The organism is Burkholderia sp. Ac-20344 (assembly GCF_017104975.1).
GTDB lineage: Bacteria > Pseudomonadota > Gammaproteobacteria > Burkholderiales > Burkholderiaceae > Burkholderia.
In genome coordinates this window covers 1-23250 of sequence record NZ_JAAGPP010000077.1, presented here as the reverse complement: position 1 = coordinate 23250, position 23250 = coordinate 1, and the positions used below count along the sequence as shown (strand labels likewise).

Annotated in this window: 24 protein-coding genes; 15 read left to right on the top strand and 9 right to left on the bottom strand. The window is 64.9% G+C overall.

What is annotated here, in order from left to right:
- Positions 1-2 precede the first annotated feature (2 nt).
- Positions 3-863 (bottom strand): alpha/beta hydrolase, encoded by an 861-nt coding sequence (locus tag G3N64_RS22975; protein ID WP_027790468.1) that lies wholly within the window; start codon positions 861-863, stop codon positions 3-5.
- A gap of 174 nt (positions 864-1037) precedes the next feature.
- Between G3N64_RS22975 and ceoR the strand changes: the two genes are divergently transcribed.
- The gene (gene ceoR, locus G3N64_RS22970) at positions 1038-2042 is read left to right on the top strand and encodes a putative multidrug efflux transcriptional regulator CeoR (RefSeq protein WP_205785958.1); all 1005 of its coding nucleotides are present in this window, start codon (positions 1038-1040) and stop codon (positions 2040-2042) included.
- A gap of 18 nt (positions 2043-2060) precedes the next feature.
- On the opposite strand, the gene G3N64_RS22965 is transcribed toward ceoR, so the two are convergent.
- Together G3N64_RS22965 and G3N64_RS22960 are read right to left on the bottom strand one after the other, a co-directional pair.
- Positions 2061-2768 carry a hypothetical protein gene (locus tag G3N64_RS22965; protein ID WP_205785957.1) on the bottom strand — a complete coding sequence of 236 codons (708 nt, stop codon included), beginning with the start codon at positions 2766-2768 and terminating at the stop codon, positions 2061-2063.
- A 265-nt stretch (positions 2769-3033) separates the two neighbouring features.
- Positions 3034-3351 carry an H-NS histone family protein gene (locus G3N64_RS22960; RefSeq protein WP_175884551.1) on the bottom strand — a complete coding sequence of 106 codons (318 nt, stop codon included), beginning with the start codon at positions 3349-3351 and terminating at the stop codon, positions 3034-3036.
- Between the two features lie 330 nt (positions 3352-3681).
- Between G3N64_RS22960 and G3N64_RS22955 the strand changes: the two genes are divergently transcribed.
- Entirely contained in the window at positions 3682-4368 is a 687-nt protein-coding gene (locus G3N64_RS22955; protein WP_175884550.1) for a response regulator transcription factor, read from the top strand.
- 383 nt (positions 4369-4751) lie between these two features.
- Positions 4752-5045: a DUF4148 domain-containing protein gene (locus G3N64_RS22950; protein ID WP_124595390.1), complete on the top strand. Its 294-nt coding sequence runs from the start codon at positions 4752-4754 to the stop codon at positions 5043-5045.
- A 223-nt stretch (positions 5046-5268) separates the two neighbouring features.
- Here the strand turns inward: G3N64_RS22950 and G3N64_RS22945 are convergent, their stop codons facing one another.
- The 4 genes from G3N64_RS22945 to G3N64_RS22930 all read right to left on the bottom strand — a co-directional run bounded on the left by G3N64_RS22945 (position 5269) and on the right by G3N64_RS22930 (position 9989).
- Positions 5269-6348: a purine nucleoside permease gene (locus G3N64_RS22945; RefSeq protein ID WP_205785956.1), complete on the bottom strand. Its 1080-nt coding sequence runs from the start codon at positions 6346-6348 to the stop codon at positions 5269-5271.
- A gap of 255 nt (positions 6349-6603) precedes the next feature.
- Positions 6604-7194: a LysE family transporter gene (locus tag G3N64_RS22940; protein WP_205785955.1), complete on the bottom strand. Its 591-nt coding sequence runs from the start codon at positions 7192-7194 to the stop codon at positions 6604-6606.
- 73 nt (positions 7195-7267) lie between these two features.
- Positions 7268-8332 (bottom strand): selenide, water dikinase SelD, encoded by a 1065-nt coding sequence (gene selD / locus G3N64_RS22935; protein WP_205785954.1) that lies wholly within the window; start codon positions 8330-8332, stop codon positions 7268-7270.
- A gap of 145 nt (positions 8333-8477) precedes the next feature.
- The gene (locus tag G3N64_RS22930) at positions 8478-9989 is read right to left on the bottom strand and encodes a PLP-dependent aminotransferase family protein (protein ID WP_205785953.1); all 1512 of its coding nucleotides are present in this window, start codon (positions 9987-9989) and stop codon (positions 8478-8480) included.
- Between the two features lie 126 nt (positions 9990-10115).
- Between G3N64_RS22930 and G3N64_RS22925 the strand changes: the two genes are divergently transcribed.
- Both G3N64_RS22925 and gabD read left to right on the top strand, forming a co-directional pair.
- Positions 10116-11399, top strand: a complete 1284-nt coding sequence (locus G3N64_RS22925) for a 4-aminobutyrate--2-oxoglutarate transaminase (protein ID WP_205785952.1) — start codon at positions 10116-10118, stop codon at positions 11397-11399.
- 102 nt (positions 11400-11501) lie between these two features.
- Positions 11502-12971: an NADP-dependent succinate-semialdehyde dehydrogenase gene (gene gabD / locus G3N64_RS22920; RefSeq protein ID WP_205785951.1), complete on the top strand. Its 1470-nt coding sequence runs from the start codon at positions 11502-11504 to the stop codon at positions 12969-12971.
- Between the two features lie 133 nt (positions 12972-13104).
- On the opposite strand, the gene G3N64_RS22915 is transcribed toward gabD, so the two are convergent.
- Positions 13105-13422: a hypothetical protein gene (locus G3N64_RS22915; RefSeq protein ID WP_205785950.1), complete on the bottom strand. Its 318-nt coding sequence runs from the start codon at positions 13420-13422 to the stop codon at positions 13105-13107.
- Between G3N64_RS22915 and G3N64_RS22910 the strand changes: the two genes are divergently transcribed.
- The 10 genes from G3N64_RS22910 to G3N64_RS22865 all read left to right on the top strand — a co-directional run bounded on the left by G3N64_RS22910 (position 13421) and on the right by G3N64_RS22865 (position 22142).
- Positions 13421-14548 carry a phosphoribosyltransferase domain-containing protein gene (locus G3N64_RS22910; RefSeq protein WP_205785949.1) on the top strand — a complete coding sequence of 376 codons (1128 nt, stop codon included), beginning with the start codon at positions 13421-13423 and terminating at the stop codon, positions 14546-14548. The genes G3N64_RS22915 and G3N64_RS22910 overlap by 2 nt on opposite strands.
- On the top strand, positions 14538-15296 hold the full coding sequence (locus G3N64_RS22905) for a trehalose phosphatase (protein WP_205785948.1): 759 nt from the start codon (positions 14538-14540) through the stop codon (positions 15294-15296). The genes G3N64_RS22910 and G3N64_RS22905 overlap by 11 nt, the downstream gene beginning before the upstream one ends.
- Entirely contained in the window at positions 15289-16383 is a 1095-nt protein-coding gene (locus tag G3N64_RS22900; protein WP_205785947.1) for a cysteine protease StiP domain-containing protein, read from the top strand. The genes G3N64_RS22905 and G3N64_RS22900 overlap by 8 nt, the downstream gene beginning before the upstream one ends.
- Positions 16380-17330 (top strand): HpcH/HpaI aldolase/citrate lyase family protein, encoded by a 951-nt coding sequence (locus G3N64_RS22895; protein WP_241021158.1) that lies wholly within the window; start codon positions 16380-16382, stop codon positions 17328-17330. Before G3N64_RS22900 ends, G3N64_RS22895 begins: the two co-directional genes overlap by 4 nt.
- Before the next feature lie 257 nt (positions 17331-17587).
- Positions 17588-18181 carry a TerD family protein gene (locus G3N64_RS22890; protein WP_205785946.1) on the top strand — a complete coding sequence of 198 codons (594 nt, stop codon included), beginning with the start codon at positions 17588-17590 and terminating at the stop codon, positions 18179-18181.
- Complete coding sequence (locus G3N64_RS22885; RefSeq protein WP_205785945.1) at positions 18178-19386, top strand: TerD family protein; 1209 nt, start codon at positions 18178-18180, stop codon at positions 19384-19386. Before G3N64_RS22890 ends, G3N64_RS22885 begins: the two co-directional genes overlap by 4 nt.
- Before the next feature lie 48 nt (positions 19387-19434).
- Complete coding sequence (locus G3N64_RS22880; protein WP_205785944.1) at positions 19435-19884, top strand: tellurite resistance TerB family protein; 450 nt, start codon at positions 19435-19437, stop codon at positions 19882-19884.
- An 11-nt stretch (positions 19885-19895) separates the two neighbouring features.
- Complete coding sequence (locus G3N64_RS22875) at positions 19896-20927, top strand: TerC/Alx family metal homeostasis membrane protein (protein WP_205785943.1); 1032 nt, start codon at positions 19896-19898, stop codon at positions 20925-20927.
- Positions 20928-20955: 28 nt separating this feature from the next.
- Positions 20956-21531 carry a TerD family protein gene (locus G3N64_RS22870; RefSeq protein WP_205785942.1) on the top strand — a complete coding sequence of 192 codons (576 nt, stop codon included), beginning with the start codon at positions 20956-20958 and terminating at the stop codon, positions 21529-21531.
- 32 nt (positions 21532-21563) lie between these two features.
- Positions 21564-22142: a TerD family protein gene (locus tag G3N64_RS22865; protein ID WP_205785941.1), complete on the top strand. Its 579-nt coding sequence runs from the start codon at positions 21564-21566 to the stop codon at positions 22140-22142.
- Positions 22143-22260: 118 nt separating this feature from the next.
- Here G3N64_RS22865 and G3N64_RS22860 read toward each other — a convergent pair.
- On the bottom strand, positions 22261-23250 hold a 990-nt coding region (locus G3N64_RS22860), incomplete at its 5' end, for a methyl-accepting chemotaxis protein (protein WP_241021157.1).

Here is a 23250-nt window from a genome sequence, read left to right as displayed (position 1 = left end):
GGTTATTCGGAACGGTTCGGCTGGCGCGCCTGGAAGCGGCACTGGAAGAAGCGCACGGCTTCCTCGAAGGCGGCTTCGTGCGTCGCGAGCGCGGCGTGCGTGATGTCCGGGTAGCGGATCACCTGCGTGAGCACGCCCGACGAGATCAGGCAGCCCGCATATTTCTCCGCCTCGACGTGCAGCACGTCGTTCTGCGCGGTCACGACGAGCGTCGGCGGCAGCCCCGCGAGGCGCACCGATTCGAGCGGCGCCGCGTACGGGTGCATGCGCTGCGCGGCCTGCGGCAGATACGCGCGATAACAGGCCGCGCATTCGCGCGCGGTGATGTCGGATGCGAGGCGCTCGGCGTCGCCGATGCGCGTCATGCTCGGGTCGAGCATCGGCCCGAACAGCGCCTGCGCGACGATCGACACTTCGCCGCGATCGCGCGCGATGAACGCGAGGCAGTTCGCGAGCTGGCCGCCCGCGTCATGGCCTGCGACTCCGATCTTCTTCGGGTTGCCGCCGAACGCACGGGCGCGCGTCGCGGCCCATACGGCGGCGCGATACGCGTCCTCCGGCGCGGCCGGAAAGGGAAAGGCCGGCGCGAGCGAATAATCGACCGACACTACGAGCGCTGGTAAGCGTTCTGCTAAAAAACGCGCGGCGAAATCGGCGTCTTCGAGCGAACCGCGGACGAAGCCGCCGCCGTGGAAGTAAAGCACTACTGGCAACCCGGTCTTGTCCGGGCGCCGGTAGAGGCGCAGCACGATGTCCTGCGCGTAGCCGGGAATTTCCACTTCGGCGACCGTCAGCGCCGCGCCCGCCGTGGCTTGCGCGGGCAATGCGGCCTTCAGGAATTTGCTGAATTCAGAAGCGTCCATGACGATGCAGCATCCATTTCGAGATGGAACGAATTCTGGGTCCGGCAGACATTGGGATAAATGCCTATAATCCGGCAACACAATTCAACGCCCCCGAACAATCCGAGGCTGCGTTTACCCACGAGGTAGCGCAGCCTTGTCGTTCCGGAGGCTCATTAGATTGCGGAGGTTGTGATGGACCGGCTTCAGGCCATGCAGGTGTTTACTCGCGTCGTCGATACAAGCAGCTTCACCAAGGCAGCAGAAACGCTCAGCTTGCCGCGGGCGTCCGTCACGACGATCATCCAGAATCTCGAAGCCTTCCTCGGGGTACGGCTGATGCACCGGACCACGCGCCGGCTGTCGCTCACGCCGGACGGCGCCGCGTACTACGAACGATGCGTGCGGATCCTCGCGGACGTCGAGGAAACCGAAGCGAGCTTCCAGGCGAACAACCGGAAGCCGCACGGAAAGTTGCGTATCGACATGCCGGGTTCGATCGGGCGGCTGCTGGTGATTCCGTCGCTGTGCGAATTCCATACGCGCTATCCGGACATCGACCTGCAGCTCGGTTTGTCCGATCGGCCGGTCGATCTGCTGCAGGAAGGCGTCGATTGCGTGATCCGCGTCGGTGCGCTGCAGGATTCGTCGCTCGTTGCGCGCCGGGTCGGCCTGTTCGAATGCGTGACGGTTGCGTCCCCCGACTATCTCGAGCGCCATGGCGAGCCGCAATCGATCGACGACCTGAGCCAGCACAAGGCCGTCAACTACTTCTCGAGCCGCACCGGCCGCACGATCGACTGGACGTTCCTGATCGACGGCAAGGAAGTCGAGATGAAGATGGAGGGCATCGTGTCGGTGAACGACGCAGATGCGTACGTGACCTGCGGGATCGAAGGCTTCGGGCTGATCCAGCCCCCACTCTTCATGGTGCTGCCGCATCTGCGCGAAGGCCGGCTCAAGGAAGTGCTGCCCGGCGTCAAGCCGCTGCCGATGCCGATCTCGGTCGTGTATCCGCACAGCCGCCATCTGTCGCCGAAGGTGCGCGTGTTCGTCGACTGGGTCGCCGAGGTGTTCGACCGCTGCCCGCTGTTGAGCGGCAAGGGCAGCCTCGACGCGACGTGCAGCAAGCGCACGTTCGAGGAAGCCGAACGCGCGCCGGCGCTCGACACGCCGGTCATCAACGAGTGGGTTGCCTGAACGCGGCGCACCGCCGCGTCACTTCGCCCGCCAGTTGCGGATGAACGCGCCCACCTGCACGTGACGCGCGACGCGGCCGGGTCGCACCTCGTGCGCCAGCAACCGCGCGAACGCGTCGCGCTGCGTGTTCACATGCCGCGCGCAATGGCGATCGACCACCGCGATCTGGTGTTTCAGGAACGCGATCGTCTGCACGATGCCGTTGCGCACGCTCCCGTGACACAACGTCAGCAGTTGATATTCCGCGATCTGCATGCGCGCCAGTTGACGTCGGCGCTGAACCAGCGCCTGCACGTGCCCCAGTTGCGGATCCGACAGCGGCTCGACGAGGCGCCCGCCCGACGGATGCCGGTTCAGCGCATCGGCGAGCGCCGCCAGCACGCGTGCCCGCGCCCCTTTTCCGTCGAGCGGTAGCGTCGCCGAATCCGGGAGCCAGTCCCGCGCCTGATGCGGCTTGACGATGGCGAGCGGCAATCGCAGCGCCTGAAGCGCACACGCCACTTCATGCTCGGCCCCGCCGGCCGACTCCAGCACGATGAGCGCCGGCGCCCACGCGACGATCCCATCGGCCAGCGACTCGATGCCGAACGTCTCGTTCCGGTAGCCGAAAATCACGCTCAGCGACGAAATGCACATCTCTAGCGTGTCGTGCGTCACGCCGATACCCACGCAAATGGGTTCGGGCGCCAGCCCCGGTTGATCCCGACCGGCCATTCCGTCGTTCATACGCATTTCCCCTCGCTACGACCGCGTATCCCGCCTCGTTGCCGGCAGGACCTTGGTCAGTTTCACGAAATGTCATAATGAAGATGTAATATGTTTGTATTGGAACCGGTCCCATTTGTGATGACGATCGGGCCCTAACAAGCCAGCCAACCGACCGGCGATCGCGCTGTCGGTGACCGGCCTGCCAGGCGGGAGGAACGCACGGGGAAACATCAGCGTTACCGCACCGCCCGCACCCACATGCCGATTCATCATTCATACAAGATCAGGAGTACTCAGGTTGATTCGAATCGACGGGCGGCGCATCGATCGCGAACCGGCTTCGATCCTGACCGCGTATCCATGCCGGTTCACGGCCGACGCCGGACCACGTCTGTCCGGTCTCCGGATTGAAGTATTTCGCGCGACGCCTTCTTCCGGGTGTACCGCCGTCACCGGAAAAAATCTCGTGCGGTGTGAAACCGAACTCTTCGACGCAACGTCGCACTTCGATCAACACCGTCGCCGCAATGGCAAGACGTTCCCGCTCCAGCTGGGCCTCGAGCAGCGCCTTCTTTTCCACAAACGACTTGTAAATCAACATGCCCGCCCCCTGAATCGCTCGTTCCCGTCGTCGCGCCGACCTGCAGCCGGCACGATCAAGCGTAATCGCGCCGTTCGCGGACATTGACAACCTTTGTCAACAAAGAGACCCAACCTCGTGCCTTCCACACACCCAAAAAAATTATCAATAGCACTAACTTAACGAATTCCACACGTTCAAAATCGTTGACAATTTTTCCGACGCATCGAGACGAATATCGCGGCAAATTACGTGCTGTCGATCGTCGCGTGCGTGAGCCGGATCTCCCTTTCCCGCCAGGACGCTCGATACGGATTGGCCGTTACGATCAATATTGAAGGAGTACGTAACATGAACGTTCTCTATCTCGAGGACGATCCCGCCTATGTCGAGTTGATCACGTCGATACTGGAACCGGCCGGCTATCGCATGCACGTGGTCAGCAACGGAGATCAGGCCATTCGCCATCTGGAGAGTTCGGTGGTCGATCTGCTGATACTCGACTGGAGGGTGCCCGGCATGTCCGGATTCGAAGTGCTCCAATGGACACGCGAACGCATCGGCGGCCATCTGCCGATCCTTTTTCTGACCAACCGGACGCGGGACGACGAGATCTTCTCCGCGATCAACGCAGGCGCGGACGACTACATGTCGAAGCCGATCAATCGGTTCGAACTGCAGGCACGGATCAATGCGCTGCTGAGGCGCGCCTATCACGGCGGCGGCAGCCGGCACGATGCGCTCAATCTCGGCTGCTACCTGATCGACACGAAGACGCGCACCGTGCTGTTGAACGGGGCGCCGGTCAAGCTGACGCCGCGGGAATTCGATCTCGCCGTGCTGCTGTTTCGCAATCCCGGGCGGATCATGCCGCGCGACGCGCTGATTCGCTCGCTCTGGGGGCGCGACATGGCTGGCGTGTCGCGCAGCCTCGACACGCATATCTACCGGCTGCGGATGAAGCTCGCGCTGCAGCCGTCGAACGGCGTGCGCCTCAGCGCGGTCTATACGCTGGGCTACCGGCTCGAAGCGATCTGATTCGCCGTCCCATCATCGCGTACCGCAGCCGGCCGTTCCCGTCGACACGATGCGCGATGAACGGCGCGCGCCGCGGCATCCTGACACCGTACGCAATGGACTGTTGCTGAACACGCGCCGATCGTCGCGGCGCGTTCCGGCGGACCTGCCGTATCTCGCTGTCGGCGCCGCCGGGCAAGGCTGCGCGCATGTCCTCACTGCGTGTGCGGATTCCAATTGTTCCTGTACAGCGACAATTCAATTCGCGTCTGCCGCATTTATCGCGACGGAACAGACACCTAGAGTAAACCCTGTCGCGCACCTCGTTGCGCATCGAACAGATCCCGCCGCGCGGGACCGGAGTCAGCGCTCGGGCGCCAGCTCCGACTTCCAGGAGTCATGCCATGAACCGCCGCCATCTTCTCTCGGCCCTTGCTCTCACACTTGCCGTGTCCGCACCGGCCTTTGCCGACTCGGGCACCCCGCATGCCGGCGACTACGCCAACACGTCGTGGTACTCGCAACACAACGGCCCGCGTACGCGCGCCGAAGTCAGCGCGGAAGTCGAGCAGGCACGCAAGGACGGCACGCTCGCGTACCTGCGCAAGGCGACCTCGTATCCGCAAGGGCTCGAACTCGCCCAAGGCCCGTATCGCCCGATGCCGGAAGGCAACCAGCTCGCCGGCGGGGGCCGGTAAACGCGCGACGCCGCGCAGCGGGTTGCCCCGTGCGCGGCGTCTCGAACAACCTTATCGACGACTTTGCTGAATCAGTTAGTTGCAGGAGCACATGATGAACGATCACCTTCCTTCGCCGCTCGATCACTGGGACGACACCACGCCGGTGTGGACGCCGTTCCGTTCCGGGCCGCAATCGCATTAAGGCTCGCGTCGACGCGTCGCTGATACCGTCCTGCGGCGATCAACGACGCGGCACGCCATCACGCCATTCGCCCCAGTGCGTGGCGATGTCCTGCACCAGCGGATTGCCGGCGCGATACAGGTTTTCGGTCGCCGGGGCGAAGCCGCCCTGGTCCGCATAGTTCAGCAGATTGTCGGCACTCGTCTGCCCTGCATACGGCCGATCGAAATCGGACCCGGTACGCAGCACCGCCACGCGCGACAGGTCGACCCGCTTCACGCTCGCCGCGCGCTTGAGCGCTTCATACGTCGCGTTGTCTTCCTGCGCGGTCATGCAGTACGTGCCCTTGCCGTCGGTCAGGATCTTCGTCCACTGGCGCGCGCGCTCGCCGATCAGCGTGCCCGAGAACCACGTGTTGCCCGATGACGTGTCGCACTGGATCACCGTTGGCGGCCGGTTCGCCGGCGCATACGTGAACTTTGCGCGCGCGGCCTGCGCTTGCGCGCTGTCGGCGAGCACGACGTTGCGCGACAGCGCGACAGCGGCGTCGGTCAGCTGCGGGTTGAGCTGGAACACTTCGGTGCGATAGTCGAGCGGCGGCTTGTCGTTCGGGCTCTTCGTGTTGATGCCGAGAAAGCCGGTATTCCAGCCGGCCGGGATCTCGCGCGCATCGAGCTCCCACTGCAGGCTGAAATCGACGAGGTATTTCGACCACGCAGCCGAACCCACCGTGCCTTGCGCAGGGTCGACGCCCGCAATGCCGGAGATCAGGAAGTACGTGCGGCGCAGATCGAAGCGCTGCGAGAACGTGAGCGCCATGATCGTCGCCGACGCGTTCGCATAGCCCATGCCGGTCGTGACCACGCACACGTCCTGCTTGTTGCAGTGAACGTTCGGGTAGTCGGGCGACAGGCCGGGCACGGCGACGTCGCGCCACGGGCCGAGCCGGTCGAGCCACGCCTGGCCCTCCGGCCCGAACATCGTGATGATCATGACCTTGACCGGGCGGCCCTGTGCACCGGTCTCGGCGAATGCATTGTTGCCCGCGTTGTTGCCCTGGTTGTCCTGCGCGATCGACGGCGCGGTTGCACAGGCTGCGAGCGAGAATGCAGCGGCGGAAAGAATGGAGCGAGTCAGCATCGGCGTTCCTTGTTTCGATGATGTTGGGTGAGAACGACTCTCGTAGACTGCGCGACGGAGTATAGAACGGGCGTGCCCGATGCGGAACCCGACTACGAAACGGCATAGGTATGCCGGTGCGCTGGTGCGGGTGGAGTGCGCGCGTGAATCATGACGAAAAAGGGTTCCACACGTCGACATATCGTCAGGAATACTATCCGGTTGATCGACACCGACACGCCAATCGCACCTGCACGCTCATCATCCGGCAACCCGTTACAGCCGCGCCAGCCCCGCCACTCCGTAACCCAGCACGACAAGCGCCGCAACCACATGGCTCGCCGCAAGCAGCCCCGGCGACTTCACGATCCGGCCGATCACGCTGCCGCCGAATGCGAACACGAGCTGCCCCGCGAGGCTGCCGGCAAACACGCACGCGACTCCGAGCAGCCAGTGCCGATGCGCACCGGCGGCGGCCGTTGCATAGCCGTAGAACAACAGGATCGTCAGCGGGTTCGCCAGCGTGACGAAGAACATCGATGCAAACGGGCGGCTGCCCGGCGGCCGCGCATCGCCGTCGAGCGTGCGACGGCGATCCCGCAGCGCCTGCCACAGCATCCGCGCGCCCATCGCGAGCAGCACGAGCGCGCCGACCAGGCGAAACAGCGACAGATGCGCCGCGAGCGTGCTCGCGAGCATCGCGCCGAGCGTGAACGCGACGACTGCATAGCAGCCGTCGGCCGTCGCGACACCCACCGCCGCGCGCACGCCGCTCGCGGTGCCGGCGCGCATCCCGTAGTTCGCGATCATCAGCGCAACGGGCCCGACCGACAGCGCGATCATCAGCCCGAACAGGAAATCGCTCATCGGTCGTCGAAGCCTTCGATGGACGGCATTAATTCTAGCGACCGCCAAAAAAAAACGGTGTGGTGCTTCAGCGTCACGCGACCTCGACGCGCGCAGGCCCGTCCACCATCTCGCCGATCACGCCCGCGCGGTCGAAGCCATCGGCACGGAAGCATGCGAGCACGTCATCGACGGCCTCGGGCGCGCACGCGACCAGCAGGCCGCCCGACGTCTGTGGATCGGTCAGCAGCGCCTGCGCGACGGGCGGCAGCGTATCGGCCAGCTGCACGTCCGCGCCGTACGCGGCCCAGTTGCGGCCCGACGCGCCGGTGAACACGCCGTCGGCAACGAACGCCTCGACGCCCGCGAGCCACGGCAACGACGCATAGTGCACACGCGCGGTGAGGTGCGCGCCGCGCGCCAGCTCGAGCGTATGGCCGAGCAGCCCGAAGCCCGTGACGTCGGTCAGCGCATGCACGCCCGCCAGCGCGGCGAGCTCGGTGCCCGGCCGGTTCAGCTTGGTGGTCGTCGCGACCATCTGCGCATAACCCGCGGCGTCGAGCTGGTTCTTTTTCAGCGCGGCCGACAGCACACCGACGCCAAGCGGCTTGCCGAGCACGAGCACGTCGCCCGCGCGCGCGGCCGCGTTGCGCTTCACGCGCGACGGATGCACGACGCCGATCGCCGCGAGCCCGTAGATCGGCTCGACCGAATCGATCGAATGGCCGCCGGCGACCGGAATGCCGGCCTCCGCGCACACCGATTCGCCGCCGCGCAGCACGGCCGCGATCGTCTCGTGCGGCAGTACGTTGATCGGCATGCCGACCAGCGCGAGCGCGAGAATTGGCTTGCCGCCCATCGCATAGACGTCGGACAGCGCGTTGGTCGCGGCGATGCGGCCGAAGTCGAACGGATCGTCGACGATCGGCATGAAGAAGTCGGTGGTCGCGACGATCGCCTGCTCGTCGTTGAGGCGGTAGACGGCCGCGTCGTCGGACGTCTCGGTGCCGACCAGCAGATCGGGGAACAACGCGGGCGGCGTCGCGCGCTTCAGCAGCTCGGACAGCACGCCCGGCGCAATCTTGCAGCCGCAGCCGCCGCCGTGCGACAGGCTCGTGAGGCGCGGAATGGCAGGCTGGGCTTGGGTGGCTTCGGTCATCGTCGGCATCCGGTGAATAACAACATTCTATTATCGACAATTCGGCGCGAGCGCGCCTGATACGCACTCCACGTTGCGGAGAGAATCGCGCTTCGAACGGCCTTTGACGGAATCGTAACGCGTCGATATCGCTTGTGCTCACCCGTCAAGCCAGCGCAACGGCCCCGCCGAACGCCCGCTCGTCGATCGCCTCGGCAAGCGTCGCGAACGCGGTCGCGATCTCGTCTTCCGGCACGCACGCATAGCCGAGCAGCAATCCCGATGCAGCGCGCGAGCGATCCGCGTAATACCCGGACAACGGCCGCACGACGATGTTGCGTTCGAGCGCGGCCTGCGCGACCGCACGATCGTCGACGCCCTCCGGCAATTGCGTGACCAGATGCAGCCCCGCATCGCTGCCGAGCGCGTGCAGCGTGTCGCCGTAACGTTGCGCGACCGCGTCGAGCAGCACCTCGCGGCGCTGCCCGTACAGCGTGCGCATCTTGCGGATATGCGACACGAAGTGCCCTTCGGCGATGAATTCGGCCAGCACGGCCTGCTGCAGCAGTTGCCCTTCGCGATACAGCTCCGCGCTCGCGGTCGCGAAACTTTCCGCGAGCGGCTCCGGCGCGACCAGATAGCCGACCCGCAGCCCCGGGAACAGCGTCTTGCCGAAACTGCCGACATAGATCACCTGCCCGGCCGTATCGAGACCCTGCAGCGACGCAAGCGGCCGGCTGCCGTAGCGGAATTCGCTGTCGTAGTCGTCCTCGATGATCCAGCAGCCGTGCTGGCGCGCGTATTCGAGCAGCATCCGCCGCCGCGCAAGGCTCATCACCATGCCGAGCGGATACTGGTGCGACGGCGTGACGAGCATCAGCTTCGGCGGTTCGGCGAGATCGGCGGCGGACGGCGCGATGCCTTCGTCGTCGACCGGAATCGGCCGCGTCGTCAGCCCCGACACGTTCAGCACGCTGCGCACACCCCAGTAGCACGGATCCTCGGTCCAGATCGCGTCGCCCGGATCGGTCAGCAGCCGCACCGCGAGGTCGATCGACTGGTGGATCCCGGTCGTGATCACGATCTGCTCGGGCGTGCAGCGCACCGAGCGCGACGTGCGCAGGTAGTCGGCCAGCGCCTCGCGCAGCAGCGCGAGCCCGCCGCCCGGCGCATAAGTCAGCAGGTCGGGGCGCAGCCGCCGCCAGTACTTGTTGTGCAGCCGCGTCCACACGCGCGCCGGAAATCGCGACACATCGGGCACGCCCGGCATGAACGCGCCGCCCTGCCGTTTCGACACGCCGGCCCCTTCGACGAGCCGCGTGCCGCGCGCGGACAGCCGCCGCGCGGACGGCTGCACGAACGCCGGGTGGGCGGCGGCCGCGTCGGGCGGCGCACCGACGATCTCATCCGGCGCGCTGTCGGCGACGAACGTGCCGCGGCCCGTCGCCGAGTTCACGTAGCCTTCGAGTGCAAGCTGTTCGTAAACCTGCGTGACCGTGTTGCGGGCGATCCCGAGCTCGGCGGCCAGGAGCCGCGACGACGGCACGCGCGTGCCGGCCGGCAGTTCGCGCGACAGGATCGCCTGTTGCAGCAGCCGGTGAAGCTGCCGGTAGATCGGCTGTTCGCCGCCGCGCACGAGGCGCTGCGCCAGCCAGTCCGACAACACGCTCGCGCGCATGATTGGCTCCTGAATATTTATTGAAATGGCTCTGATTGTCAGAGCCAAATGTGATTATAGTCGGCTCCATGGGCTGTCGAAGCGCCCGATTTTCTACCCACCGGAAAGAACATCAAGGAGATGACCGTGAAGAATGCCGACCTGCAGGCCCGCAAGAACGCCGCCACCCCGCGCGGCGTCGGCGTGATGTGCGATTTCTACGCAGCCCGTGCCGAGAACGCGGAACTGTGGGATGTCGAAGGCCGCCGCTTCATCGATTTCGCCGCCGGCATCGCGGTGCTGAACACCGGCCACCGCCACCCGAAGATCGTCAAGGCGATCGCGGATCAACTGAACAACTTCACGCACACCGCTTACCAGATCGTCCCGTACGCGTCGTACGTCGAGCTGGCCGAGAAGATCAACGCACGCGCGCCGGGCGATTTCCCGAAGAAGACCGCATTCTTCACGACCGGCGCCGAAGCCGTCGAGAACGCGATCAAGATCGCACGTGCAGCCACCGGCCGTCCGGGTGTCATCGCGTTCTCGGGCGGCTTCCACGGCCGCACGATGATGGGCATGGCGCTGACCGGCAAGGTCGCCCCGTACAAGCTGAACTTCGGCCCGTTCCCGGGCGACGTGTTCCACGCACCGTACCCGAACGCCGTGCACGGCGTGACGACGGCCGACTCGATCAAGGCGATCGAGATGCTGTTCAAGGCCGACATCGATCCGAAGCGCGTCGCCGCGATCATCTTCGAACCGGTCCAGGGCGAAGGCGGCTTCAACCCGGCGCCGGCCGAGTTCGTGCGCGCACTGCGCAAGATCTGTAACGAGCATGGCATCCTGCTGATCGCCGACGAAGTGCAAACGGGCTTCGCGCGTACCGGCAAGCTGTTCGCGATGCAGCACTACGACGTGCTGGCCGACCTGATCACGATGGCGAAGAGCCTCGCGGGCGGCATGCCGCTGTCGGGCGTCGTCGGCCGTGCGGACGTGATGGACGCGGCAGCGCCCGGCGGCCTCGGCGGCACGTACGCGGGTAACCCGCTGGCCGTCGCATCGGCACACGCGGTGCTCGAGATCATCGACGAAGAGAAGCTGTGCGAGCGCGCGACGCAACTCGGCGACGTGCTGAAGGCGAAGCTGAACGCACTGCAGGCCGACGTGCCGCAGATCGCCGACGTGCGCGGCCCGGGCGCGATGATCGCGGTCGAGTTCCTGAAGCCGGGCTCGGGCGAGCCGGATGCCGACTTCACGAAGCGCGTGCAGGCGCGTGCGCTCGAGCGCGGCCTGCTGCTGCTCGTGTGCGGCGTGTACTCGAACGTCGTGCGCTTCCTGTTCCCGCTGACGATCCCGCAAGCCGTGTTCGACGAAGCACTCGTGATCCTCGAGGAAGTGCTGAAGGAAACGGTCGGCGTGCCGGCCTGAGTTTCCGTCGACTTCATCAACTGATTGCGCCGCCGCCGTCTTCGTGACGGCGGCGGCCGTTTCATCCGTCCCTATCCGTCCTTTTCAAAGCAGGCGATTCATATGAGCACCGTTCAGGAAACCCTGGCACTGAAAGATCCTTCGCTGTTCCGCCAGCAGGCGTACGTCAACGGCGAATGGCAAGGCGCGGCGAACGGCGAGTCGTTCGAAGTCCGCAACCCGGCAACCGGCGGCCTGCTCGGCACCGTGCCGGCGATGGGCACGGCCGAGACGCGTCACGCGATCGAGGCCGCGAACGCCGCATGGCCGGCGTGGCGCAAGAAGACCGCGAAGGAACGCGCGGTGATCCTGCGCAAGTGGCACGACCTGATGATGGAAAACGCCGACGACCTCGCGCTGATCCTGACCACCGAGCAAGGCAAGTCGCTGGCCGAAGCGAAGGGCGAGATCGGCTACGCGGCGTCGTTCCTCGAGTGGTTCGCGGAAGAAGGCAAGCGCGTGTACGGCGACACGATCCCGACGCCGGCGAGCGACAAGCGCATCGTCGTGACGAAGGAAGCGATCGGCGTGTGCGCGGCGATCACGCCGTGGAACTTCCCGGCGGCGATGATCACGCGCAAGGTCGGCCCGGCGCTTGCCGCAGGCTGCCCGATCGTCGTGAAGCCGGCTGAAGCCACGCCGTTCTCGGCACTCGCGATGGCCGTGCTGGCCGAGCGCGCGGGCGTGCCGGCCGGCGTGTTCAGCGTCGTCACGGGCGACCCGAAGGCGATCGGCGGCGAGCTGACGTCGAACCCGATCGTGCGCAAGCTGTCGTTCACCGGCTCGACGCCGGTCGGCCGCCTGCTGATGTCGCAATGCGCGGCGACGGTCAAGAAGGTGTCGCTGGAGCTCGGCGGCAACGCACCGTTCATCGTGTTCGACGACGCCGATCTCGATGCGGCCGTGCAGGGCGCGATCGCGTCGAAGTACCGCAACAGCGGCCAGACGTGCGTGTGTACGAACCGCTTCTACGTGCATGAAGCCGTGTACGACCCGTTCGCGCAGAAGCTCGCGGCAGCCGTCAGCCAGCTGAAGGTGGGCCGCGGCACGGAGCCGGGCGTCACGCAAGGCCCGCTGATCAACGAAGCCGCGGTGCTGAAGGTCGAGGCGCACATCGAGGACGCGCTCGCGAAGGGCGCGACCGTCGTGACGGGCGGCAAGCGCCACGCGCTCGGCCACGGCTTCTTCGAGCCGACCGTGCTGACGGGTGTCACGCCGGCGATGAAGGTCGCGAAGGAAGAGACGTTCGGGCCGCTCGCGCCGCTGTTCAAGTTCGGCAGCGACGATGAAGTGATCCGCCTCGCGAACGACACCGAGTTCGGCCTGGCCGCGTACTTCTACAGCCGCGACATCGGCCGCGTGTGGAAGGTGGCGGAAGCGCTCGAATACGGGATGGTCGGCGTGAACACGGGCCTGATCTCGAACGAAGTCGCGCCGTTCGGTGGCGTGAAGCAGTCGGGCCTCGGCCGCGAAGGCTCGCACTACGGCATCGACGATTACGTCGTGATCAAGTACCTGTGCCTCGCCGTCTGACGGTTCGGGGCCTGCCGCCGCTTCGGTGACAGGCCCTGACCGCCCGGCCGGAACCGGGCGGTCCGACGCGGGCCGGTGGCCCTCTCCGCCGCGCCCGCGTCGCCTCGCCCCCTCCTCACCTCCCCCTTCCCCGTCACCTCACCGCTTTCACCGGACCGCGATCACCGCATCGCCTTTGGTCGAACGGCTGACCGTCGTCCTCAGGCCGCATCAGGCCCACCAAGCCCCTCCTCTCGTACAAAGCCGAAAAGCGAAACCCATCGCGATATCGATACACGCCTGCACCCACCGACCTTTCAAATTTGATACGATTCAATTTCATTTTGAAAGGTTTCAGGATACCGGACCGAGGGTGCCGGCGCCCGGCGCGAACGCGGTTTGACCGACTGCGCACCAGGTGCAGGCGGTCGTCGTGGATCTTCGAGCCACGCTCAACGAGGATGCTGTTCATGGAAAGCCACGTAGGACCAACGTGCCTGCGCGCCCAACTCAAGCGGGGGCTGCTCAAGATCAGAGTCGACGCCGCCGCCCTGCCCCCTGCGAACCTGTTCGGTTTCGCAGAGCGCCAGAATCCCAAGCGAGCATTCCTCTTCGTATCCAAGGTCCTGGGCCGTCACATCCCGGTGCGCCCGTCGATCATGGCGGCCAGCTTCGAGCGCTTGGCGGCCGGAATTCCGGCGGACCTGCCCGGACCGGTACTGGTGATCGGCATGGCCGAAACCGCAGTGGGCCTCGGTGCCGGCGTGCACCGCGCCTATCGTGCGGGCCGCCCTGACAGCGTGTACCTCACCAGTACCCGTCATCCGCTGGGTACCCGCGTCTTTGCTCGATTCGAGGAAGAACACAGCCACGCGAGCGCTCATCTGATCCACTGGCCGGTCGATCCCGAGATTCGTGACCTGATGCTGAAGGCTCGATCGCTGATCCTGGTGGATGACGAAGCCTCCACCGGCAAGACCTTCCTGAACCTGCACCGCGCGCTGGTCGAAGCAGGTCTGAGCAACGTCGAGCGAGTGGTCACCTGCGTCCTGACGGACTGGACTGGCGGTGCCACTCGCCACGCGATCGGGGAACCGGTCACCGCGGTATCGCTGCTGACCGGCTCCTACCAGTTCCACGAAGATCAGTCCGCGCCCCTCCCGGATATGCCGAACGTCGGCGCCGTTTCCATGGGCGAATGGCCTCTCTCGCCCCGCAACGACTGGGGACGTCTGGGCGTTCGGGATGTGGACGACACGCTCGCGCCGGACGTTCAGGTCCAGCCCGGCGAGAAAGTCATTGTCGTCGGTACCGGCGAGTTCGTCTGGCGTCCTTTTCTGCTGGCGGAACGCCTGGAGCGATCTGGCGCGGAGGTCCACTTCAGCTCGACCACGCGGTCCCCCATCGCCCTGGGCCACGCCATCGAGCACGCGCTGTCGTTCCCCGACAACTACGGCCTCTGTATTCCGAACTTCCTCTACAACGTGAAGCCCGGCCAGTTCGACCGGGTTCTGATCTGCACGGAAACCCCTGCCCAGGCACTCCCCGTAGAACTCGTCGACGCACTGAGCGCAGAGGTGATTGTCGATGAGCGGTAACCGCCCCCTGGCATTCGTCGACCTCGACGACACCCTGTTCCAGACCGCTCGCAAGATGGCGGAAGGCGTCCCGCGAACCGCGGCCACGCTGGACGTGCACGGTCAGCCAAACGGCTTCATGGACCCGGTCCAGCACGCGTTCATCACGTGGTTGCTCGCCACCGCCGACGTCGTTCCGGTCACCGCGCGCAGCGTGGAGGCATACGGCCGCGTCATGCTTCCCTTCGCCGAAGGCGCAATCTGCTCGCACGGCGGCGCCATGCTCCGCCCCGACGGATTACTCGATCGAAGCTGGCACGAGCGAATGATCGAAGTCCTCCAGAACGTTCAGGAGCGACTGCCGGCACTGTGCGAGGCCACGCTGGCGATCGGCAGGGACCTCGGCTACTCGCTCCGCGGCTGGGTGGTGGAAGAAGAAGGCTTGCGCCACTACGTGGTGGTCAAGCACAACGAGTCCGACGACGCGGTGCTCGCCGAAGTGCTGGCCGGCGTTCGGTCCCGGCGCATGGTGGACGGCATGCACGTTCACGCCAACGGCAACAACCTCGCCTTCCTGCCCACGGGGCTGGCCAAGCGCGCGGCCGTTCAGGCGTGGCTGCGCCGCGACCGTGAGATCCACGGCGAGCGACCGGTCCTGGGCTTCGGCGACAGCATCACCGATCTGGGGTACATGGACCTCTGCCACATGTGGGGGACACCGGCGCGCAGCCAGCTTGCGAATTGGGTGACGGGGACGATCCATGGGTAATCGCCTCGCGAGCCTGAACAACGTCGGCAGCGGCAGCTATGCCCCCGAAGACGTGCACTTCCTGCTGCGACACGTGCGGATGAGCGTCACCGACGTCGAGGAGAAGGAGCATCTGATTCAGACGAATCAAAAGCACTACTCGGAAATGATCGGCCTCGAGCAGGCGCCCAGCGACGTGCACAAGCGCCTTTACGCCCGCGCGCTGGTGCAGAACGGCGCCCGCATGGCTTCGGATGTGCAGTCCCTGGCGATGGCGCTGAGTGCCGCTTACACCGGGCCGGGCATCGCTCTGGTCTCATTTGTTCGCGCTGGCCTGCCGCTTGGCGTGCTGCTGCGCCGGGCACTCGTGGAGATGGGGCGCGACGCCCGCCACTACGGGATCAGCATCATTCGCGATCGCGGGATCGACACGGTTGCGCTGGAAGCCATCGTCCGGCTGCATGGCGCCGAAAACATCGTCTTCGTCGATGGCTGGACCGGCAAAGGTGCCATTTCAGGCGAGCTCGCGCGGACCCTGGCGAACGACACGCGCTTCCCTGAAGGTCCGCGCCTCGTGGTTCTGGCAGATCCTTGCGGCCGCGCGTGGCTGGCTGCCTCCGCGCAAGACTGGACAATTCCGTCCGGCATTCTAGGTGCAACCGTTTCCGGGCTGGTGTCCCGCACCATCTGGCCGGCTCAAGGCGGCCTGCACGGCTGCGTGGTCTACGAACACCTGCGCGAACACGATGTAACGCGCGAGTTCATCGACAGGATCGACGCCGAACGTCGGGCGCTGGCAGACGCTCGTCCCGCCGTTCCATGGACCGACGATCAGCGACTGACGCTCCAGGCGTCGGCGGACGACGTGGTATCCGCGTTGGCAACCCGCTTCGACATCGGCAACCTGAACCGCGTGAAACCGGGTATCGCCGAGGCAACCCGAGCGGTCCTGCGCCGTGTGCCGGATCGCGTACTGGTACGTGACCGCAATGACAGCGACGTTCAGTTGCTGCTGCACCTCACCGAACGCGCGGGCGTGACCGTAGAGGAAGCTGGCGCCGATCTGGGTCCGTACTGCGCGGTCACAATCATTCGGAACGCGAATTGATTAAAACCATCTCTCCGTTCGCCCTCGGCGCGACGCTGTACATGCCGGCCACCCGCAGCGACATTCTGGATGTGGTTTCCGGCACCAGGCTCCCGGAGCTGCGCTCGCTGGTGGTCTGTCTGGAAGACGCGGTGGCGGCAATCGACGTCGAAAGCGCGCTGGTGAACCTGCGGGCGCTCCTCATGAATATCGATGCCCGGGGAGGGCGCGCGGATTCCGGTCCCTTGTTGTTCGTTCGGCCACGTGATGCCGCGATGGCGGCGGTACTGAACGACTGGCCGCTGATGAAGCATGTCGATGGGTTCGTCGTACCCAAGTTGACCCTGCAATCCCTTTCGTCGTGGGAGAACGCGGTCAGTCATCCTGACCTGTACCTCATGCCGACACTGGAGACGGCCGACGTCTATGACCCGGGCGCAATGGTAGAGCTTGGCTGGGCCCTGAAGGCCAACCTGAACCGACGCATCATCGCGCTGCGAATCGGCGGCAACGACCTGATGGGATGTCTTGGTCTGCGGCGCAATCCGGCCACCACGCTCTACTGCACGCCCCTCAGCTACGTGATTCCCATGCTTGCCGGAATCATGGGGGCCCAGGGATTTTCCCTGACCGCGCCCGTCTTCGAGCAACTCGCCACGCCCCATCTCCTGAACGAGGAACTGGCACTGGACATCGCTCATGGCCTCGTAGGGAAGACGGCCATTCACCCGAGCCAGATTCGCATCATTCAGGAGGCGCTGCGCGTGAGCCTCGAGGACTTCAACTGCGCCACGCTGATCGTCAACGATGCGGCCCCTGCCGTTTTCAAGCACAACGACGCGATGTGCGAGCCGGCAACCCACTACAAGTGGGCGGTCAACATCCTCGAACGCGCCAAGTGGCATGGGGTGAAGCCCACCGCCCCGAGTAGTAGCGAGCACGGCGTCCGACTGGCGGAGGCCGGCTGATGAGCGTGGCAATGCGTGAGGCTGCCCCCAAAGGCGCACGTTCTACTGTCCGCCGACTCGTTGTCGGCCGAGCAGCAGCGGCGACTCGCGTCCGAACGGTGAGTGAGCAGTTGCCGCGCACCTCAGGTCATCGCGACGCGTTCCCCGTGTGGCGGCAATCCCGCTCGCGGTTTAGCAAAGCCGGGAGCTCGCGAATGTGACTCCGTCCGATCCCTCGCACGAACCCTGAACATTGAAAATCAACAAGGAGCGTAAAGATGGCACTCACCCTGAGCAAGAATCAGAGCATCTCGCTGGAAAAAACCGCGGGCCGTGGCTTGACCTCGATTAGTCTGGGCCTGGGTTGGGACCCGGTAAAGTCCGGCGGCTTCTTCTCCAAGATGCTGGGCGGCGGCGGCAACGACATCGACCTCGATGCTTCCTGCATCCTGCTGGACGGCGACATGAAATCCGTCGACCTGGTCTGGTTCCGACAACTGGAATCCAGGGACGGCGCCATCGAGCACTCCGGCGACAACCTGACGGGTGAAGGTGACGGCGACGATGAAACCATCCACGTCGACCTGCAGCGCCTGCCGGGCACCGTCCAGCACCTGGTGTTCACCGTGAACAGCTTCCGCGGTCAGACGTTCGACCAGGTCGAAAACGCCTACTGCCGCATCGTCGACGCCTCGAAGAACCAGGAGCTGGCACGCTTCAACCTGGCGGAGAAAGGTCGCCACACCGGTGTTGTCATGGCCAGCCTCAGCCGTGGCGCCGGCGGCTGGGAATTCAAGGCGATCGGCCAGTCCACCCACGGCCGCACCGCGGACGATCTCGTCAATCTGGCGATTCAGGCGGTGCGAGCATGACGACACTGGTACCTGGCGGCAATGCGCCGGTGGCCACCGGTCAATTGCGCGTGGACATCAACTACGCGCCGATTCCAGGCGCGGAGATCGATATCTCTGCATTCGCACTCACCGCTGCCGCGAAAGTCCGAGGCGATGGCGACATGTGCTTCTACGGCCAAACCAGTGTCCTGGGTGGCGCGCTTCAGTTGACCACCACGACGGCCGGCCGGGCAACGTTCACCGTGGATCTCGCCCGGATCGACCCTGCCGTCGAGAAAGTCGCGCTCACCGCGACCATCCATGAGAACAAGGCGACCTTCGATCGCGTTTCGATGCTGGCACTCGCCGTGACGGGAGGGATCGAGGCGCAGATCCCGACTGCCGGGATGAACGAGACTGCGCTGATCCTCGGTGAGTTTTACCGCCGTCAGGACGCATGGAAGTTCCGCTGTGTCGCACAAGGCTTCGCGGGCGGCCTGGAGCCGCTGGCCAAGCACTTCGGCGTCGACGTTGCCGCGCCTTCCGGCAGCCCGACGCAAAGCCCTCCCGCGCCGCCCCCGGGGCCCGTACCGGCGCCGGCGCTCGCACCGGTACCGGCTGGCGCGCCGACGTCCACGATCCGACTCAGCAAAATCACGCTCGACAAATCACGGCCCAGCATCAGTCTCGAGAAGACCGCTGCCGGCTTCGGTGAAATCAAGGTGAACCTGAACTGGAACCAGGGTACGAGTGGCCTGCTCGGCGGCTTCCTCGGAAAACGCGGTGCCATCGACCTGGACCTGGGTTGCCTGTTTGAAATGCAGGATGGACTCAAAGGGGCCGTGCAGGCGCTCGGCAAGCGCTTCGGCAATCTGCGGGAGGAACCCTACATCCAGCTGATGGGCGATGACCGTACCGGCTCGGTTGCCGATGGCGAGTGGCTTCGCATCAATGGGCAACAGTGGAACAAGATCGAACGCATCCTGATTTTCGCGTTCATCTACGACGGCGCGCCGAACTGGAAGGCCACCGACGGCGTTGTAACCATTTTCGTGCCCGGCCAATCCGAAATCGAAGTTCGCATGAACGAGGAGGGAGGCCGTCACGGCATGTGCGCGATTGCCCTGCTTGAAAACGTGAACGGGGCCGTCAAGGTCTCTCGTCGAGTCGACTTCCACCCCGGACACGAGGAAATGGATCGTGCCTACGGCTGGGGTATGCGCTGGAAAGCAGGCTCCAAGTAACCATTGACCCGGCGGGGCCGCCCGGCCCCGCGCACTGAGAGGAAACACATGCTCGACTGGCTGAAAACCAACGCGGCCAAAGCCCGCGAAACCTTGACCATCGAAGTCGCCAAATTCAAGAACCGGACGTTCATGGAGGCAACCGCCAATGCTTGCGCGCTGATCTCCGCCGCGGATGGCGAGATCAAATCCGAAGAGAAGCTGAAGATGGTCGGCTTCATCAACAACTCCCCGGAATTGAAGGTCTTCAACCTGAGCGACGTGATCGCGGTGTTCAGCGACGCCTGCGGCAAGTTCGAATTCGATTTCCTGATCGGCCAGGCCGAGGCGCTGAAGGCCATCGGCAAGATCAAGGGCAAGGACGGCGAAGCGCGCTTGCTGGTGCGCGTGGCCTGTGCCATTGGTGCATCCGACGGCCATTTCGACGACAAGGAAAAGGCAGCTTGCCGGTTGATTTGCCTGGAGCTCGGCTTGAACCCGGCTGACTTCGAACTGTAGGAAACCGAAACGTGGAAACGACACACATTGGCTTCCCGCCGTTGACCATGGCGGTATTCGTCGGCCTGGCGCTGGCCGCCCTGCTGCTCGACATGGTTACCCACCGCGACGACAAGCCGATCACTCTCGCCCGGGCGTCCATCTGGTCGGTATTCTGGGTGGCCATCTCCCTTGCATTCGCTGGCTTCCTGTACGTGCGGCATGGCGCGGAAGTGGCCAGCCTGTTCCTTACCGGCTATGCGCTGGAGAAAGTCCTCTCCGTCGACAACCTGTTCGTCTTCATGGCGATCTTCGCCTGGTTCAAGGTCCCGGACGGCTTGCGTCACCGCATCCTGCACTGGGGCATCATCGGGGCCATCGTATTCCGTGGTGTCTTTGTCGTCATCGGTACCGGCCTGCTGGCATTCGGGCCCTGGGTCGAGATCGTCTTCGCGCTGATCGTGGCGTGGACCGCCGTCATGATGCTCAAGGGCGGTGACGACGATGACGAGACGAAGGATTACTCGCAGCATCTTGCTTGCCGCTTCGCGAAAAAGCTCTTCCCCGTATGGCCCAGGCTGCACGGCCACAAATTTTTCGTGAGCCGCAAGCAGCTCGAGGCGGAAGTACGGACGCCCGAGAGGGACATGAGCCTGGCGGCCAAAGGCGGCCTTTTCGCTACGCCGCTGTTCCTCTGCCTGGTCGTGATCGAAGTGTCCGACGTCCTGTTCGCGTTCGACTCGGTCCCGGCGGTCATCGCAGTCAGCCGTGAACCGCTGATCGTCTACTCGGCGATGCTGTTCGCCATTCTTGGCCTTCGCACGCTGTATTTCGTGCTGGAAGCGCTGAAGCGCTACGTGGTGCATCTGGAAAAGGCCGTGGTCGTATTGCTGTTCTTCATCGCGGCGAAGCTGGGCTTGAACGCGACCGACCATCTGTTCCACCACGGTATCAGCATCTCCCCGAACACCAGCCTGCTCATCGTCATGGTGGTCCTGGCAATCGGAATCCTGGCCAGCGTGATCTTCCCGAACAAGGAAGAAGCGCGAGCCGAAAATCAGTAACCCGTCACAACCCAAAGGAGCTGTTTTCATGGCACTGACTCTTCAAAAAGGCGGCAATCTCTCCCTGTCCAAAACCGACCCGAGCCTGACCCGAATCCTGGTTGGCCTGGGCTGGGACCCGCGCGCGACCGATGGTGCCGAGTTCGATCTGGACGCCAGCGCCTTCCTGCTGGGGGCCAACGGCAAAGTCCGCGGTGAAGCCGACTTCATCTTCTACAACCAATTGCGCAGCCAGGACGGCTCTGTCGAGCATACCGGCGACAACCGTACCGGCGCGGGGGACGGCGATGACGAAGTCCTCAAGGTCGACCTGAGCCGCGTTCCGGCCGACATCGACAAGATCGCCTTCACGGTCACCATCCACGACGCGGAAGCGCGCAAACAGAACTTCGGCCAGGTCAGCAATTCGTTCATCCGCGTCGTGAACGAGATGTCCGGCGCCGAGGTGGTCCGCTACGACCTGGCGGAAGACGCCTCCACCGAAACCGCGATGATCTTCGCGGAGTTGTACCGCAGCAACGGCGAGTGGAAATTCCGCGCCGTTGGCCAAGGCTACGCCGGCGGCCTGCGTGCCCTGGCAAACGGCTACGGCATGAACTTCTGAACGGTCTCCTCACCTGAACAAGGAATCACACCATGGCTGTAAGTCTGTCCAAAGGCGGTAACGTCTCCCTGTCGAAAGAGGCCCCGGGCCTGAGCGAAATCGTCGTCGGCCTGGGCTGGGACCCGCGCGTCACCGACGGCACCGAATTCGACCTCGACGCCTCGATCTTCGTCACCGGTGAAAACGGCAAAGTCCTGAACGACGCCAGCTTCATCTTCTACAACAACAAGAAGTCCGCCGACGGTTCCATCGAGCACCTGGGCGACAACCGTTCCGGCCAGGGCGATGGCGACGACGAGCAGGTCAACGTGAAGCTCACGGGTCTGGCGGCCGACGTGAAGAAGCTGGTCTTCGCCGTCACGATTCACGATGCCGAGGCTCGCAAGCAGTCATTCGGCCAAGTGAGCAACGCCTATATCCGCGTCCTGAACAAGGCCGACAGCAAGGAAATCGCCCGCTACGACCTGTCCGAAGACGCTTCCACCGAAACCGCCATGATCTTCGGCGAGCTGTATCGCCACAACGACGAATTCAAGTTCAAGGCGATCGGACAAGGTTTCACGGGTGGCCTGAAGCCTCTGGCAGAAGCCCACGGGGTGAGCATCGGGTAATCCGAAACGCAGGAAAATCCGTGGCTTGGCCAATCACGCCGTTCAGTTCACAACTGAACGGCGTACTCCACGCATGAGGTCGGTCGGGATGCGTGAAGACCAACGGTTCAAGCCACGATCACCGAAACACGTTCACCGCCTCCACCAGCCGCGTCGCCTGCTGCTTCAGGCTTTCCGACGCCGCCGTGCTCTGCTCGACGAGCGCCGCGTTCTGCTGCGTGATGTTGTCGAGATGCACCACCGCTTGATCGACCTGCGCGACCCCCGTGCTCTGCTCGGCCGTCGACGAGCTGATCTCCGCGATCAGGTCCGACACGCGCTTCACCTGCGTGACGATGTCCTCCATCGTCTTGCCTGCGCCGTCGACGATCCGCGCGCCCGATTCGACCCGATCGACGCTCGCGCCGATCAGCGTCTTGATCTCCTTTGCCGCGTTCGCGCTGCGTTGCGCGAGCGCCCGCACCTCGCCGGCAACCACCGCGAAACCGCGCCCCTGATCGCCGGCCCGCGCCGCCTCCACCGCCGCGTTCAGTGCAAGGATGTTGGTCTGGAACGCGATGCCGTCGATCACGCCGATGATGTCCGAGATCTTGCGCGAGCTGGCGGTGATGTCGTTCATCGTCGTGACGACTTCGCTCACCGCCTGTCCGCCACGCTCGGCCGCCTCGCTCGCCGACACCGACAACTGGTTCGCCTGCAGCGCCGTCTCCGCATTGCTCGACACGGTCGCCGTCATCTCGGCCATCGATGCGGCCGTCTGCTGCACACTCGTCGACGCCTGCTCGGTGCGCGCGCTCAGGTCGTTGTTGCCCTGCGCGATCTCGTTGCTCGCGCGCTGCACGTTGTGCACCTGCTCGCTGACGTCATCGACGAGCCAGCGGAACATCAGCCCGAGCTGGTTGATCGTGCGCAGCGTCATGCCGATCTCGTCGACGCGGTTCATCCGCACGCCGCTGCGGCTCTCGCCGGTCGCGACGCGCAACGCCTCGTCGCGCAACTGCATGAGCGGGCGCGCAATCTGCGCATCGAGCCACAGCCCCGCGGCGGCGGCCGCACCTGCCGTCACCGCCGCGAACGCGGCGAGCCCGCCGCCGGCCAGCCCGCACGC

What these genes read in the sequence shown, in the direction of transcription:
- G3N64_RS22975 (WP_027790468.1), bottom strand. Translation starts at nt 863, where the DNA reads ATGGACGCTTCTGAATTCAGCAAATTCCTGAAGGCCGCATTGCCCGCG.
- G3N64_RS22890 (WP_205785946.1), top strand. Translation starts at nt 17,588, where the DNA reads ATGGCACTCACCCTGAGCAAGAATCAGAGCATCTCGCTGGAAAAAACC.
- G3N64_RS22965 (WP_205785957.1), bottom strand. Translation starts at nt 2,768, where the DNA reads ATGAACGACGGAATGGCCGGTCGGGATCAACCGGGGCTGGCGCCCGAA.
- ceoR (WP_205785958.1), top strand. Translation starts at nt 1,038, where the DNA reads ATGGACCGGCTTCAGGCCATGCAGGTGTTTACTCGCGTCGTCGATACA.
- G3N64_RS22870 (WP_205785942.1), top strand. Translation starts at nt 20,956, where the DNA reads ATGGCACTGACTCTTCAAAAAGGCGGCAATCTCTCCCTGTCCAAAACC.
- G3N64_RS22945 (WP_205785956.1), bottom strand. Translation starts at nt 6,348, where the DNA reads ATGCTGACTCGCTCCATTCTTTCCGCCGCTGCATTCTCGCTCGCAGCC.
- G3N64_RS22905 (WP_205785948.1), top strand. Translation starts at nt 14,538, where the DNA reads ATGAGCGGTAACCGCCCCCTGGCATTCGTCGACCTCGACGACACCCTG.
- G3N64_RS22950 (WP_124595390.1), top strand. Translation starts at nt 4,752, where the DNA reads ATGAACCGCCGCCATCTTCTCTCGGCCCTTGCTCTCACACTTGCCGTG.
- G3N64_RS22915 (WP_205785950.1), bottom strand. Translation starts at nt 13,422, where the DNA reads ATGAACAGCATCCTCGTTGAGCGTGGCTCGAAGATCCACGACGACCGC.
- G3N64_RS22910 (WP_205785949.1), top strand. Translation starts at nt 13,421, where the DNA reads ATGGAAAGCCACGTAGGACCAACGTGCCTGCGCGCCCAACTCAAGCGG.
- G3N64_RS22940 (WP_205785955.1), bottom strand. Translation starts at nt 7,194, where the DNA reads ATGAGCGATTTCCTGTTCGGGCTGATGATCGCGCTGTCGGTCGGGCCC.
- G3N64_RS22960 (WP_175884551.1), bottom strand. Translation starts at nt 3,351, where the DNA reads ATGTTGATTTACAAGTCGTTTGTGGAAAAGAAGGCGCTGCTCGAGGCC.
- G3N64_RS22900 (WP_205785947.1), top strand. Translation starts at nt 15,289, where the DNA reads ATGGGTAATCGCCTCGCGAGCCTGAACAACGTCGGCAGCGGCAGCTAT.
- G3N64_RS22880 (WP_205785944.1), top strand. Translation starts at nt 19,435, where the DNA reads ATGCTCGACTGGCTGAAAACCAACGCGGCCAAAGCCCGCGAAACCTTG.
- G3N64_RS22885 (WP_205785945.1), top strand. Translation starts at nt 18,178, where the DNA reads ATGACGACACTGGTACCTGGCGGCAATGCGCCGGTGGCCACCGGTCAA.
- G3N64_RS22955 (WP_175884550.1), top strand. Translation starts at nt 3,682, where the DNA reads ATGAACGTTCTCTATCTCGAGGACGATCCCGCCTATGTCGAGTTGATC.
- gabD (WP_205785951.1), top strand. Translation starts at nt 11,502, where the DNA reads ATGAGCACCGTTCAGGAAACCCTGGCACTGAAAGATCCTTCGCTGTTC.
- G3N64_RS22865 (WP_205785941.1), top strand. Translation starts at nt 21,564, where the DNA reads ATGGCTGTAAGTCTGTCCAAAGGCGGTAACGTCTCCCTGTCGAAAGAG.
- G3N64_RS22930 (WP_205785953.1), bottom strand. Translation starts at nt 9,989, where the DNA reads ATGCGCGCGAGCGTGTTGTCGGACTGGCTGGCGCAGCGCCTCGTGCGC.
- selD (WP_205785954.1), bottom strand. Translation starts at nt 8,332, where the DNA reads ATGACCGAAGCCACCCAAGCCCAGCCTGCCATTCCGCGCCTCACGAGC.